The sequence below is a fragment of the Treponema putidum genome, from assembly GCF_000755145.1.
GTDB classification, from domain to species: domain Bacteria; phylum Spirochaetota; class Spirochaetia; order Treponematales; family Treponemataceae; genus Treponema_B; species Treponema_B putidum.
The window spans coordinates 1,702,424-1,716,341 of record NZ_CP009228.1; the positions used below are offsets into that span (position 1 = coordinate 1,702,424).

Genomic DNA, 13,918 nt, shown 5'->3' on the forward strand with positions numbered 1-13,918 from the left:
AATTAAGAACAATGTTACTAAAAAGAACTAAAAATGTCAAGCAGGGGTTACTATTATCATCGCAGTGCAGGAACCATAAATGGGATAAGCCTTGCCGGTTCAATGAAGTGAGCCGATTCTCCCAGTAGTATAGTTCCTGCAAATCAGTTAAACCGCGGACATCAAGCGAGACAAGCTCATTGCTGCAGCAGTTCAGCTTAGTAATTATTCTCCCGCAGCCAGTTTCCAGCTTATGCCCGATTGGAAGTTGTTCCACATGCTGTTGTACATGCCGGTCTTTGCTAAAAGCTCTGCATGAGTTCCGGTCTCTTCAATTTTGCCTTCATTGATAACGCAGATTTGATCTGCATTGACAATTGAAGAAAGACGATGAGCAATCATTATTACCGTTTTGTCTTTAAGTAATTGACTTAATGTTTTTTTGATTTTATGTTCGTTTTCTGCATCGGCAAAGCTGGTGGCCTCATCGAGAACAATAATCGGAGAATCATGCAAAAGGGAGCGGGCAATCGCAAGCCTCTGTGCTTCTCCTCCGGAAAGGTATATTCCCTTAGTACCGTATACCGTGTCTATTCCGTCAGGCAGCTTTTCGATAATATCCATGCACTCTGCTTTTTGCAGTACTGCAAGGACTTCTTCGCGTGTTGCATCTTTTTTACCGTAGCGGATATTTTCAAAAATGCTTTCATTAAAAAGTTTATTTTCCTGAAACACAAAGCTGATAAGGTGCATGAGGTCATCTGTTTTGATATCTTTGATATTTACGCCGCCGACGGTAATTTCTCCGGAATCGACTTCCCAAAAGCGTCCGAGTAAATTGACGAGGGTGGTTTTTCCGCCGCCAGAAGGTCCGACAAGAGCAGTCAACGAATGTTCGGGAAGTTTAAGCGATATGCCGCTGATGGCCTTTTTAAAAGACTGTTCGGCAGTTTGAGTCTCTTGTGTTCCTTCTTCTTTATAAGAAAATACAACATTCTTAAACTCAATATCGAATTTTTTCGGCATAACCGAATGTTCCGGTTCGGGGGCAGGCTTTTCATTTAAGATAGCTTCAATGCGGTTGAGGGCATCTCCTCCTTGAAGATTTAAAGTTGAACCGTACACGATTTTTATCATCATATTAAATAAAACAGGCGAAAGAGAAAGATAAAAAATAAAGCCGTACAAAAACTTTGCATAAGGCTCGCCATCTCCTGCCGTTCCGGCAAAGATAAATGCGGCGGGAACCAAAAAGATAAAGCCCGCTTTTAATAGAGCAAGAAAAACTGCAAAGCCGTTTTCCCAAGCAACGGTATACTTTAAAACATTATCGCGGTAGTTTATAATCGAACTGTAAAAATCCTTAAAGCGGTGTACCGATTGATTAAAAGTTTTAATAACCGAAATACCGCGGATATATTCCGTACCGGCACTGTTCATTTTTTCAAGTGAGTTTTCATAGCTTTCCATAAATCCCATTTTTTTGCCCTTTGCCATCATCACACCTTGAAGAACAAAGGCGATAACAAGTGTCAAAAATGAAATAAGGCCGAATCGCCAATCAAAAAAGAAAAGTAAAAACAAAACGGCAATCGGACTAACTATATTTTGTACGACATCGGGCAGCATGTGTGCAATAAGACCTTCAAGCGAATGGACATTTTTTTCAAATACCTTTCGCACAGAACCGCTTGCATGTGATGTGTGCCAGCCGACCGGAAGGCGGGCAAATGTTTCCGCCAAGCGCATATTCATATTCCCCATTAAATTGAATGCGGTAATATGCGAACATATAAGAGCACCGAAGTACAAAAGGAAACCTGCTGCAGCGGAAATAAGAGCCGCCGCTCCGTAAAAAATCATCCGGTTTATATCGATCGGCACACCCGACATATAAGCTGAAATAATATCGCGCATAACATAAAATACAACTGCATACGGAATAAGCAGTGCAACCGTACTCAAGCTCGATAAAAAAAGCGACACATAGATAAAGGGTTTATGCTTCCCCGCATAAGAGAGAATGCGGCTTACAACCCCCGCCTGCTTTTCCTTTTTAGCCTTCTTTTTTTCTTCATTTGTCTTCATAGTATTACTCCTTTAAAATAATTTGTAACTTGTAACGGATAATTCGTAATTGGAATTGAATTATCCACCGCCCTCCTTGGCGGTTCTGACAAGAGGCTTCTCCTAGCTCGCAAATAGGCGGAGCAGATGCTAGGAGCCTAGCAAAAATAAAGCGGAGACGTACTTTTTGTACGTTGAGCATTTATTTTTGCGTAGCGACAACGCAGATGCCCGCATATTTGCGAGTTAGGCCGACCATGACTCGCTTTCCTTTTGTAGTTTGTACATCATTGGATACGATGACTTTCCTTTTATCAACTCTTCATGTGTACCTATTTCTTCTATCGCTCCGTCTTTGAGAACAACGATTTTATCGGCATTCTCGATTGTTCTTAAACGGTGAGCGATGACTATAACTGTCTTGTTTTTAACGAGCTTGCTCAATGCTTCTTGAATTAAGGTTTCGTTTTCGGGGTCGAGGGCTGCCGTCGCTTCATCGAGGAGGATTATAGGTGCATCTTTTAAAAGAGCACGGGCTATAGAAAGCCTCTGTCTTTCTCCGCCTGAAAGCGTGTAACCGTTTTCGCCGATTACCGTGTCATAACCTTGCGGCAGTTTTTCGATAAAGTCGGTGCACCTTGCAGCCTTTGCGGCGGCAAGAACCTGCTCTCTTGCAGCGTCTTTATTCCCGACAAGGATATTGTTGTAGACTGTGTCATTAAAAAGCACTACATCTTGAAAGACGATTGAAAAAGCAGTCAAAAGGGTTTCAGGGTCTACGGTAGAAACATCCGTGCCGCCCACACTCACCGTGCCGGAAGCGGCATCCCAAAAGCGGGCTGCAAGACGGGCAATTGTTGACTTGCCGCAGCCTGAATGTCCGACGAGGGCAGTGATTTCTCCCTGCTTGGCAGTAAAGCTGATATTGCTTACCGTATCGCGGCTTGCATTATCATTGTATGAAAACGAAACATTGTCATATTGAATATCGTAGCCCTTGGGGTTAAAAGTTTCGCTTCCTTTCTGCTTGGGGTAGTTTATGATTTCCATTTGGCGTTCGACTGCCGTGCGTGCGTGGAAAAACTCGCCGAGCAGCATAAAAACGGCGGTAAGGGGTTCAAAAATTCTTCCGGCAATCAGCAAAAAGACAAGGTAGGTAAAAAGCGGGAGACTTCCCTGTGCATACAAAACTGCCCCGACTGCAATAACCAACGGAAATCCGAAGCGGATAATTATGATGGAACCTATCATAGTCGATCCGACAAATAATTCGGCCTTAACAGCTTCCTTTGTGCTGTGTGCAATATCGTCTTTTACCTTTTGTACATAGCTTTCTTTTTTGTCGGAGGATTTAAGCACCTTGATATTGTCGAGCATTTGCTGAATGGAATTGTAAACGCCGAGCAGTACTGTGTTAATTCTAACTGCATAACGGCGGGCTTGTTTGCGTGATGAGTATACAAGCAAAAATCCGAAAACGGAACAGCTGAAAAGAGCAATCGTCATTCGCCAATCAAAAAGAGCAAGCATTGCCGCCGATACAATAATTGAAATTGCCGCTCCGAATAACTCGGATGCCGTGTGGCTTAATGCATGTTCCATTGTAGCAACATCGTTTAAAAGCGTTGCCGTCAAATCCGATAAGTCTTTTTTTCCGAAATACGAGAGGGGCAGCTTCCTGATACTTTCTGCAAGGGAAATACGCACATTAGCCGATTCGTCGTAACAGGTTGTATAGGTTTTGCGGTACTTGAGTTTTTCAATTAAAAAAAGCACAATAATGATCAGTACACAAATCCCTAGATAAATCCACGGATTAAAAGCTGCAAGGGAATCGCCTTGAATGGGCTTTAAAAGTTCCTGCAGTGCATAAAATGAAAGTCCCAACGGAACAATCAAAAACAAATTCCCGAAGGTAGTAACAGCTACTGCCTTGTTTAGATCCCGCGCTCCCTTGTCTGACAGCGCAAAATAATTCTTTAACATAATTTCTCCTTTGTTTGACAACCGAAAAAATATCAATTTTTGAGGGCGTTAAACACCGCCGTTTCTCAATGTTAATGAGAAACGGCATACTATAACTTGAGTTTTGCGCACAAGCACAAAACTCAAGTTGAAGCTACAGGTGCCATTTGCACCTGTAGCTTCAACGAATCTCCTGTTATTTAATTTATATTTCATTTAATTAAGTACTCCATCTTTCAAATAATTAAAGACCTCTTCTGCTTTTTCTTTTGTAAATTCCGAATGAGAAATCACAGCTCCTTTTTCCATTAAAATTATTTCGTCGGTAACCAGACTTAAAAATTCAAAGTCATGACTGATAATTAAAATAAGAGTTCGGTTAGATCGTATCGAATTAATCAGCTTGGCCGTTTCTTTCATGTGAAAGTAATCCATTCCTGAGGTCGGCTCATCCATGATGATAATACGCGCACCTGAACTGATAGCAGCTCCTATTGAAACACGCTGTTTTTGCCCTCCCGATAAACTTAATGGGTGCTTATCTTTTAGCTCCGTTAAATTCATTGCCTTTAAAATAGCTTCAACATCGGGAGCCTTTTCTTCCTTATTTTCAGCTTTAGTGTTTTGTTTCGGTTTAATCTTTTTATTTTTTCCGAGAGCTATTTCATCTTCAACGCTTTCGGTAAAAAGCTGATAGCCTACATCCTGCAATACCATGTACGAAAGCTCAAGCCGTTGTTTGGCATTAATCTTTTTTTCGTTTAATAAAATGAAATCTTTTTTTGCTTTGAGTAAGCCGGTAAGACATTGAGCAAAGGTGCTTTTGCCTTGACCGTTTTTGCCGGTAAGAGCGATAACCTTGCCGAATTCCATTTTTAAATTTTGCACACGGAGAAAATCGTCTTTTTCTTTTTTAAAGCGATAGAATAAATTTTCTACAGTCAGATGTGCCGATTTTGTGTCTTCCGTATTTTTATCTTCTTTATTTTTACGGATAGTTTCCGAGCTTTGCTCCTGCATATAATCCGAATCTTCCAAACGGTTAAAAACATTTTTGTTCATTGTTATGGGACGAAGCAAGAGTTCTTTTCTATTTTGTTCCGAAAGAGCAAGGAATTCTTGTTGAGAAAATTCTTTTTCAAGCTTGCCTTCTTTTATTAAAAAAGCCCGATCTATAAGGCCATTTAAAAAATACAGGCGGTGTTCACTTATGATTAAAGTTTTACCCGACTTTTTTAAAAGACTAATAACCTCAGCTATTTTTTCTATATAATATAAGTCCAAATTGGAAGTAGGCTCATCCATAACAATGATATCCGTATCGGCAGCAAGAGCTGAAGCTATAGCAATCATCTGTTTTTCTCCGCCTGAGAGATTAAAAATATTCCGGTCAAGCAGATGTTTAATATTTAAAAATTCCGAAATAAAGTTGAGCCTTTGATGCATTTTTTCAAAAGGCGTTCCCATATTTTCAAGAAAGAAAAGAATTTCCGAAGTAGTATCCAGATTAAAAAACTGGGATTTGGGGTTTTGGAAAACCGTAGAAACTTTTTTTGAAATATCGTAAATAGGTTTTTCTTTTATCGATTCTCCTAAAACTTCAATTGAACCTAAAAGTTTTCCTTCATAATAGTTTGGAATCAGGCCGTTTATTGTACGCAGCACGCTTGTTTTTCCGCATCCGGAAATTCCTGTAAGTAAAATACATTCTCCTTTTTTTACCGAAATGGAAATATCGTTTAGTGCGGATAATTTTTTTGTGTCTGTCTGATCCATATTTTCAGAGGCTTGATAATTAAAACAGAGGTTTTGAAGATTGACTGCCGTTTCCATTATGCATGTATCCTCGTTATTCCTGCAGCGATAAAGACCGCTATTATATAAAGAAAAATAAAAGCGTCGGCAGCCGTAAAGCGTGAAGTTTTATAGCGTACTTTTTTTGACGGAGCGTCTATGCCCTTGGTGTGTCCTGCCGCAGCAAGTTCGTCTCCGATTCTTGAAGCGGACGAAAGAAGCGGAACCATCACATATTCAAGTGTTAAAATAGGTTTACTGATTACATTTACTGCATTAAGTCCTATTCCCCTCATCTTCATTGCATTTTTAATATTGCCGTATTCTTCTTTAAGGGTCGGAAAAAATCTGAACATAACTGCAATAGTTATCACAAGTGAAAAAGGCAGTTTTAATTTTTCAAGAGCGTTCATCAAAAGACCGACAGGCGTTGAAGAAATTAAATAGTTTCCGGCAACAATGGGCATCATAAATCTGCGGACAATAAAACCTACAGGCATTACAATACTTGTAACGCCGGGAATATCTTGAGGCAGATAGGTGAGGCCGGCAAGAAATAAAAAGACCGCCATCAATTTTATTGCCGATTTAACTTGCCTGTTCATCACAAATAAAAAGGCTAAAAGAGCGGCACTTAAAATTTCTACATATATGGGAACAAGAATTATGATAGATGCTCCCATTGCCAGAACTAAAAATATTTTTGTCCGCGGATCAAGAACCAAGATTGCTTTTTTTTTCATTCAATTTTTTTAAAGAAGGTCTGCTTTTAATTACAGAAGGCCTGCTTTTTCAAAGTGTTTCTTTAAAACTTTTTTACCCAAAAGCCCGCCGAGTAGTCCGCCTAAAAATGCCGTAATATAGAGTATCGGCATAATCCACCATGGGAGACTTGTTAATCCTATTGCATATTCGGTTCCCATCATTTTTTCGGTGAGAGCAAAATATTGATCTTTTAAAATAAAGATTTGCCAAAACGCTCCGCAAAGCCACAGCGACATGATCGAATATCCTGCGATGCTTCCCTTTGCCGTATTATAACCGAATATTTTGCGTACGATTTCTGCAAGGGCTGCAACAATAAGTGAGTGGATTGCAACTACCGGCGTGTGTCCAGTGAGGGTCATAAGACATCCGGGAATTGCTGCAAAGATAAAAAGGGCGAAGGGTTTTTGCACCTTTGCAAGTAAAAACATTACCGCAATTCCTAAAACTAAACTTACGGTAAAGGGGAATGCTAAATAGGTTATAATCGCAAGACCTAATGGCATGCCTATTACAAAAAGTCCTACAAAATAAATAACGGTAAAAATACCTATATTGATTAGATCCTTTAAAGCCAACTTGTTGTTCATAAATAGACTCCTTATGAGATTGACAAAAATAAGGACAGCCGCCTATTAAAGCGCCGGTACTGTCATCAACGGCTAACATTATACAAAAAATAAGGATTTAGTCAACTATCAGTAACTTTTTTTTGATCGGCCGGCCGGCCGGTTATAAGGTTTCCGCTTCCCAAGTGCCGGCAGTTTCTTCATCGATACCGTCGGCAAACATCGCTCCTATTAGGACTATCTTTTTTCCGCCCGCCTTATATGGTTCAGCATAGCCTTTTTCTCTTATCTGCCGGATAGCTTCTTTAGGTGTGCCCGAATTCATCAGTTTAAACTCGAAGACATAAACCGTATCATCCGTGTGAACCACACAGTCAGCCCTTCCTTTTGAGCTTACTACCTCCGTTTGAACAAATTGTCCCATCAGACTAGAGATTATATAAAAGGCTATCTGATAATCCCTTTCCCTCATCTGCACATTTTCTTTTGAAGCTAAACTGTAAGGAAGGCCTGCACAGGCTGTGTACATCCTTTTCATAAAAGATTCGGTATCTCCCTTTTCAATGTCTCTGACAAAATTGCCTATAAATAAACCGCTTGAATCCTTTGGGATTGAAGTATAGGCCGGCACAAGATTATCTAAAAAACCGTATTTTACTTCATCATTCGGAAAGCCGAGTTTGTACAAGCCCAGTCTCTCGTCATAATCTTTTATGGTTAAATAGCCCGATTGGAACAGAATCGGTATCGGGTTATTCATATCGGGACGGTAATCCTGTAAGGCATTTTCGCCCATTTCGGCATTTTCTAAAATATCGCGGATAGAAATATCTTTTTGCTTTTGTAAGGTTCTAACCAAAAAGGTGGGGGTTCCTGTTGCAAACCAGTAAGAGCCCGTTTCTTTTTTTATAAGGGCATTAAGCAAACTAAAGGGATTGTATACGCTCTCTCCTTCATGATGAAAAAAATATCCGTCATAACGCTTTTTTAGAAGAGCAAGAGTTTCCTCATAACTTAGGTTACGGTTGACCGCCAACTCTTCAATTTCGGGTTTAAAGGATTGTATCAATTCGTTTTCAGTAATACCGCAAATACATGAATAATCTTTTTCCAGAGATATGTCCCGCAAATTATTTAAATCGCTGAAGATGCTCACCTTGCTGAATTTAGTTACCCCCGTTAAAAAGGCAAAACGGATATATTCATCGCAGGATTTAATGACTCCGTAAAAGCCCTTTAATATACGGCGGTATTCTTCATTTAGGGACTCATTTATAATCATAGTTTCAAGGAGGGGCTTATCGTATTCGTCCACTAGGATAACCGCCTGTTTACCGGTTTTTTCGTAAGCTCTTCTTATAATTCCCATAAAACGCTCAGGAAAAGTAGTCTCGGATGACCTTTCCCCATAGGTTTCTTCCCAAATACAAAGCCTATTGTTTAAAAGAGCTTCCAAATCTTCTCTTGTCTCATATTTTGAAGCATTAAAATCCAAGTATAGAACGGGATGTTCAACCCACGCTTCGGTTTTTTCCCTTTCGGCCCTCTTTTCTTCCTCGTCTTCGATATAAAGTCCTTTAAAAAGGTCTTTTTTACCCGAAAAATAAGCCTTTAAGGTAGAAAGAAAAAGGCTTTTTCCGAACCTTCGCGGGCGGCTTAAAAAAAATACACGGCTTTCAGCTGCAAGTTTTAACACATATTCGGTTTTATCTACATAAACAAAGCCGTCATTACGCATAACTTTAAAACTTTGAACGCCTATAGGCAGTCTTCTAATACCGGTCATTTTCTATCCCCTTAAAATTATTCGGCAATTTTTAATGTATAATTAACCGTTGCTCATTGATTTATTATATCATATTTTTTAAATTTTTATAAGGGAATAAGAATAACGGATAATTACCGATTTAACCAACCGGTGAATTATCCGTTATAACCTGTTACAAATTATTAAATAGCTGCGGTTTCATAAAATTGGTGGCCGATTTGTTTCAATGGCTTCCATTTTTTGTTTTTGATTACTTGCAGTTCGTCCGGGGTAAAGTCCGTATAGTTACCCTCGGTAATGCCGTTTATGTCGGCATAAAGAACGCACTGTGCATCCTCGTTGGTCTTCTTCTTAGGTAAATCGTTAAAGAGTTGTGTAAAAGCAGCTTTATCAAGCTGATTGTTGTAGCACCACAGCTCTTTTAAGTTAGTTAAAACCTGCACATTCAGCTTTGTAAGCTGATTGTTGTAGCAGCGCAGAGTTTTTAAGTTATTTAACCCCTGCACATTCAGCTCTTTAAGCTGATTCATGGCGCAATTCAGATATGTTAAGTTATTTAATCCCTGCACATGCAGCTTTGTAAGCTGATTGTTGTTGCAGACCAGCATTTTTAAGTTATTTAACCCCTGCGCATTCAGCTCTGTAAGCTTATTATCCGTGCAGTACAGTTCTGTGATATCCCCTTTTAAGATAACCCTGTCGCCGGTTGCGGTTAGGGTGGTTTGAACTCCGGAACTAAGTGGTTCGTTTTCTTCACATCCTGCCACAGTTATATCACCACTGTTTAGGGTTTTGGCGTAAATAGTAATTTCTTTTTTATCGGGGCTAAGATAAAGGATTGCTCCTTTTTCTACCTTTATGTTGCAGGTTGCAGTCTTGTTACCGTCTTTCGTAGTTGCCCTAATTACGGCGGTACCTCCGGCCTTACCCGTTACATTTCCGTTTTGGTCTACTTCCGCAATTGCAGGCTTGTCCGAAGCCCACATTATAGTTTTGTTGCTTGCATTTGCAGGGTTGATTGTTGCAGTCAGTTTAGAGCTTTTTCCCGACAGAAGTTCCAGTGCCGTTGTATTGAGTGTTATACTCTCTACGGGTATAAACTTTACCTGTATTGTGCAGCTTGCCGTCTTGTTGCCGTCTTGCGTAGTTGCCCTAATTACGGCCTTGCCTTCGGCCTTACCCCTTACAGTTCCGTCTTGGTCTACTTCCGCAATATCAGGCTTGTCCGAATCCCAGGTTATTGTTTTGTTGCTTGCATTTGCAGGGTTGATTGTTGCAGTCAGCTTAGTGCTTTCGCCTACCCCGAGGTTAAGTTCCGTTTTATCGAGCGTTACGCCCTCTACCGAAACTTTTTTGTCCTCAACTTTTTGCGGGCAGCCTGTAAACAAACCGATAAACAGCATAAAGAGTGCCGCTCCCGGTAAAATTCTTTTTGCATAGTTCGTTATTTTCATATCAACTCCTATCTCCTTTAATGTATTTTATTCTTGACGATGTTTTTTCCGTATTCAAAAAGGCTTATAAATGTACTTATGCCGAAGCCGTTTTGTGCTTGTATGATTTTTAATACATCTAAACCCATTTCTTTTACGCTCTTATTCTCGTCAATAAATTGCCTGATCATTTTTGTGCTTTTTTCATCGCTTTTTACAATGTCAAGAAGTTCTTTTTTATTTAAAAACCCCTTATTTTTGGCAAAGCACAAAAAACTTGAAAGTTTTACCTTTATAAGCTCATTATTAAAACTTGAATCGGTGTAAAAGCCTTCATCTTTTAAACTTTGAACAAAGCCGGCTTTTATAACAGGGTCTTCTTCAAGGAATACCAAATAATCGCCGTCAATTGCGACCTTAGTTTCGTCTCCCATCTTCTTCAATAATTTAGCAAGATTTTCCGCCTTTTCATCCTTACCGTACTTTGCATTTGCATCAAGAATGTAGGATTTTAACCTTGTTTCGTTTATTTGAAGATTTTGAGCCTTTTCTCTGTTGTTTTTTCCTTCTAAAAGGCCGTGCTTTTCAAAAAGAAAAAAGAGCAAACAGTCCAAGTCCCTTTTAGGCATACTGCCGAAAGGATGTTTTTGCAATTCTTCAAATAAGTCCTTAGAAAAGTGTTCAAATGGCTTTTCATTTGACTTTTCGTCGTAATCTGTGTTTAATTTCATATTAAACCTCCTCCGTAAATGCTTAATACATACAAAAAAATGCTTAATGTATAAAAAAAACCGTACAGCCGGAATAAATTGACCATACGGTTTGGATTTGAGATGATGCCGATATACGAAAAAGAATTTTTAAAAAAACTATCTGTTAGAGATATTATAGCTAATAGAGAAAATGGGGGGTGGGTAAGCTATAGTTGACATTTTTATTCCGTTCCCGTCATACAAGTATGGAATATTAAAAAGAGTAAATTGTCCGTCAAAAACAGCTTTTTTATTCATAATTTTACTTTAGCCTAAAAAATAAAAGATGTCAATAGCTTGCCGGAATGGTGTCGGAATGGCCGGCCGGCTTCCTGTTGTTTTACCGAAGCTCCTTATAACGAATTAACATACTTGACATAAAATACTTGACGATTGAAAAATAAGCCGTTTTATGGTATAATCGAGGTGTTGAGAGGCTAAAAGGTGCTCAAAAGTTTTGATGAGTTGACCATTGCAGACGACTTTATGTTCTGTAAAATTACGCAAGATTTTGTAAGATTTTGTAAGATTATGCAGGATGAAAAAACGTGTAAAACCTTTCTAAACGTATGAGAATATAAAAAATAATGGAGAAGTATATGAGCATTACAAAAGATATTGAAAGCCTGATTCCTCACAGAAAACCTTTTTTGTTTGTGGACGAGATTATCAGTGCCGACGAAAACGGGAGTGTGAGTGAACACGTCTTTACCCAAGACGAATTCTTTTTTAAGGGACACTTCCCCGAATACCCTGTTGTGCCGGGAGTCATCCTTGTCGAAACAATGGCTCAGGCCGGAGGAGCTGCCTTGAGTTTTCAAAAGATTTTGGAAGAGGGGTCTTTATTCTTTTTGGCTACAGTCGATAAGGTTAAGTTCCGATCGCAGGTTAAGCCCGGCGATAAGGTCAGGATGGAAGTTACAAACTTGCGTGTATCTCCGCGCATGATTAAGCAGGCAGGAAAGGCCTATGTAGGCGATACCCTTGCCGCCGAAGCCGAATGGATGTGCCTCGTCGGTAAAGGGGTTTAAAACCTATTTTGAAACATAGTCCCCTGCAAAGTCCATAACGCTTACGGCACCGTAGGGGGCTTTACCCTTATCGTTATAACCGATACCCGCCTTTTTAAATTCTTTTTTGAGGATATTTATGCGGTGTCCGCGATCCGCAACTCCGTCATCGATTAAAAGCTGTGCTACAATTTCTCTCCCTGTCTTAGGACCGTATGCGCAGTTTTCGCCGGCAGTTATAAGCACTTTTCCGTAACGGTTCATTCGGTCAAATGGAGATGAACCGTCACTGCCGTAATGTCCTGCTTGCCCTGTTTCAGCTTGATCATCGGCAAGCCATTGGGCGGAATAACACAGGCCTTTTTCAAGTTCTAAAAGCTCCATTGGTTTTGTCTTCATCAGAGCATCCATACATTCTTTTACTGCTGATGCTCCCTCATTTGTTAATATAGGAATTTGCCCCGGAGCTTTATAAAGTTTTCCGTCAAAGTATTTTAGCCGAGGTTTAATTTCTTCTTCGGCATATTTTTTAGGATTGCGCCTTACCCTGTTAAGTTCAGCGAGAATATCTTTTACAATAGAGCTCTGTGTTGCATTATCATGCGGTGCATTGTCATGCATTGCATTGCTATTCACTGTATTGTCATTTGAAGCAACATTCGCCTGTGCCGGAGAAGAAAGGCTCTCGCATGAACTTAAAAAAATAAAAACAGAAAGCACCCAGAGGGCAAATAACTTATTTTTCATATAATTCCTCCCATAAGATAAACAGCGAGGCAACATTTGTGCCAAACTGCTTATTACACCTCCCATAAAAAGTCAATAGGATTGTTATTGACATATCATATTGATTTTATAAAGCCTCTATTTCTTCTTTGGGAAGACCGGTCATTGTACAAATTTCGGCAATGGGGTAATTATGCATACGCATAAGCTTTGCCGTTTCAAGTTTTGTTTGGTAAGCTCCATCGGAAAACCCTTGTTCAATTCCTTGCTCAATGCCTTCAGCAAAGGCGATTTCACGCTCTTCAGCTCTCTGTACTGCAATGTCCGTATCATAGTCATATTCTGCCACTAACATATTGATTACCTCCCGTGATTTTCGCTGTAAATATTCTCTTAATATTCCTTTTTCTATACATATTTTTACCGCATTGGTAAAACCGTTTTCGCTGTCGAGTTGAGTTTGGGTTCTCACCTCTTCAACAAACAAACTATATTCATCTAAGGTTTTACAACGGCTCAATACTTCCGTTCTCTTACTCTTGTTTATGTTATATACCTTTACCTCAAGCTCTAACGGTATCTGTTCAGACTTTGTAATAAAAGCATCGGATAGTTTTAGAACCGTAGTTTCAGGGTAATCGTCTAATCCATTATAAAAAACGTAAAACTCAGGTGTAGGTATTTTTGACAGTTTTCTTAAATACCTGTCGGTTGGTGCTTGTAGTTTTTCATATAGTCTTGCTATATATTCTAAAAAGCGTAGAGGCATATTTTCATTTATTGTACATTGGTGTTCAGCCAATACAATGATTTTACCGTCTACAAGGCATGAAACATCATTGACAATGTTCATGTACATGACATTATCAAGCCTTATGTTTTCTACAGGGCATGAAAGCGGCAAATTTGTGCCGTGTAATGCGTTGTAAAGTGATAAAAAGTTTTCTTTTGCCTTTTCGTCTTCACTGAATAGGTCGACAAAAACCGAGTCTTTATATTTTCTGTTTAAAGTACTCATAGAAGTTTCCTCACTTATTGTATTATAGCACACTTACAGCAATTTTGTAAGGGAGTATCTTTTTTAATTGGT

Annotated in this window: 12 protein-coding genes; 2 read left to right on the forward strand and 10 right to left on the reverse strand. The window is 39.4% G+C overall.

Translation table 11 applies throughout. From position 1 onward, the window contains the following. Window positions 1-204 precede the first annotated feature (204 nt). From JO40_RS07690 to JO40_RS07730, 8 genes are all read right to left on the reverse strand, one after another. Window positions 205-2,067 carry an ABC transporter ATP-binding protein gene (locus JO40_RS07690; protein ID WP_044978827.1) on the reverse strand — a complete coding sequence of 621 codons (1,863 nt, stop codon included), beginning with the start codon at window positions 2,065-2,067 and terminating at the stop codon, window positions 205-207. A gap of 225 nt (window positions 2,068-2,292) precedes the next feature. Next, window positions 2,293-4,032 (reverse strand): ABC transporter ATP-binding protein, encoded by a 1,740-nt coding sequence (locus JO40_RS07695; protein ID WP_044978828.1) that lies wholly within the window; start codon window positions 4,030-4,032, stop codon window positions 2,293-2,295. Between the two features lie 195 nt (window positions 4,033-4,227). Beyond that, window positions 4,228-5,844, reverse strand: coding sequence for an ABC transporter ATP-binding protein (locus JO40_RS07700; RefSeq protein WP_044978829.1), 1,617 nt, complete (start codon window positions 5,842-5,844; stop codon window positions 4,228-4,230). After that, the gene (locus JO40_RS07705) at window positions 5,844-6,548 is read right to left on the reverse strand and encodes an energy-coupling factor transporter transmembrane component T (protein WP_044978830.1); all 705 of its coding nucleotides are present in this window, start codon (window positions 6,546-6,548) and stop codon (window positions 5,844-5,846) included. Before JO40_RS07705 ends, JO40_RS07700 begins: the two co-directional genes overlap by 1 nt. 30 nt (window positions 6,549-6,578) lie before the next feature. Next, window positions 6,579-7,160 carry an MptD family putative ECF transporter S component gene (locus JO40_RS07710; protein ID WP_044978831.1) on the reverse strand — a complete coding sequence of 194 codons (582 nt, stop codon included), beginning with the start codon at window positions 7,158-7,160 and terminating at the stop codon, window positions 6,579-6,581. Between the two features lie 142 nt (window positions 7,161-7,302). Then, complete coding sequence (locus JO40_RS07715) at window positions 7,303-8,925, reverse strand: ATP-binding protein (protein WP_044978832.1); 1,623 nt, start codon at window positions 8,923-8,925, stop codon at window positions 7,303-7,305. Window positions 8,926-9,089: 164 nt separating this feature from the next. After that, on the reverse strand, window positions 9,090-10,361 hold the full coding sequence (locus tag JO40_RS12880; protein WP_049992353.1) for an Ig-like domain-containing protein: 1,272 nt from the start codon (window positions 10,359-10,361) through the stop codon (window positions 9,090-9,092). A gap of 17 nt (window positions 10,362-10,378) precedes the next feature. Next, window positions 10,379-11,071, reverse strand: a complete 693-nt coding sequence (locus JO40_RS07730) for a hypothetical protein (protein WP_044978833.1) — start codon at window positions 11,069-11,071, stop codon at window positions 10,379-10,381. A 465-nt stretch (window positions 11,072-11,536) separates the two neighbouring features. Here JO40_RS07730 and JO40_RS15065 point away from each other — a divergent pair, with 465 nt between their 5' ends. Both JO40_RS15065 and fabZ read left to right on the forward strand, forming a co-directional pair. Then, entirely contained in the window at window positions 11,537-11,665 is a 129-nt protein-coding gene (locus tag JO40_RS15065) for a hypothetical protein (RefSeq protein WP_255806636.1), read from the forward strand. A gap of 26 nt (window positions 11,666-11,691) precedes the next feature. Then, the gene (gene fabZ / locus JO40_RS07735) at window positions 11,692-12,123 is read left to right on the forward strand and encodes a 3-hydroxyacyl-ACP dehydratase FabZ (RefSeq protein WP_044978834.1); all 432 of its coding nucleotides are present in this window, start codon (window positions 11,692-11,694) and stop codon (window positions 12,121-12,123) included. A 3-nt stretch (window positions 12,124-12,126) separates the two neighbouring features. Here the strand turns inward: fabZ and JO40_RS07740 are convergent, their stop codons facing one another. Together JO40_RS07740 and JO40_RS07745 are read right to left on the reverse strand one after the other, a co-directional pair. Then, window positions 12,127-12,723 carry a CAP domain-containing protein gene (locus tag JO40_RS07740; protein ID WP_420832873.1) on the reverse strand — a complete coding sequence of 199 codons (597 nt, stop codon included), beginning with the start codon at window positions 12,721-12,723 and terminating at the stop codon, window positions 12,127-12,129. A gap of 232 nt (window positions 12,724-12,955) precedes the next feature. Beyond that, entirely contained in the window at window positions 12,956-13,846 is an 891-nt protein-coding gene (locus JO40_RS07745) for an RpnC/YadD family protein (protein WP_044978836.1), read from the reverse strand. Between the last annotated feature and the right edge of the window lie 72 nt (window positions 13,847-13,918).

Bases quoted from the DNA above. Each gene is read 5' to 3' on its own strand.
- fabZ (WP_044978834.1), top strand. From the start codon at position 11,692: ATGAGCATTACAAAAGATATTGAAAGCCTGATTCCTCACAGAAAACCT.
- JO40_RS12880 (WP_049992353.1), bottom strand. From the start codon at position 10,361: ATGAAAATAACGAACTATGCAAAAAGAATTTTACCGGGAGCGGCACTC.
- JO40_RS07710 (WP_044978831.1), bottom strand. From the start codon at position 7,160: ATGAACAACAAGTTGGCTTTAAAGGATCTAATCAATATAGGTATTTTT.
- JO40_RS07745 (WP_044978836.1), bottom strand. From the start codon at position 13,846: ATGAGTACTTTAAACAGAAAATATAAAGACTCGGTTTTTGTCGACCTA.
- JO40_RS07690 (WP_044978827.1), bottom strand. From the start codon at position 2,067: ATGAAGACAAATGAAGAAAAAAAGAAGGCTAAAAAGGAAAAGCAGGCG.
- JO40_RS07730 (WP_044978833.1), bottom strand. From the start codon at position 11,071: ATGAAATTAAACACAGATTACGACGAAAAGTCAAATGAAAAGCCATTT.
- JO40_RS07715 (WP_044978832.1), bottom strand. From the start codon at position 8,925: ATGACCGGTATTAGAAGACTGCCTATAGGCGTTCAAAGTTTTAAAGTT.
- JO40_RS07700 (WP_044978829.1), bottom strand. From the start codon at position 5,844: ATGGAAACGGCAGTCAATCTTCAAAACCTCTGTTTTAATTATCAAGCC.
- JO40_RS07740 (WP_420832873.1), bottom strand. From the start codon at position 12,723: ATGCATGACAATGCACCGCATGATAATGCAACACAGAGCTCTATTGTA.
- JO40_RS07705 (WP_044978830.1), bottom strand. From the start codon at position 6,548: ATGAAAAAAAAAGCAATCTTGGTTCTTGATCCGCGGACAAAAATATTT.
- JO40_RS07695 (WP_044978828.1), bottom strand. From the start codon at position 4,032: ATGTTAAAGAATTATTTTGCGCTGTCAGACAAGGGAGCGCGGGATCTA.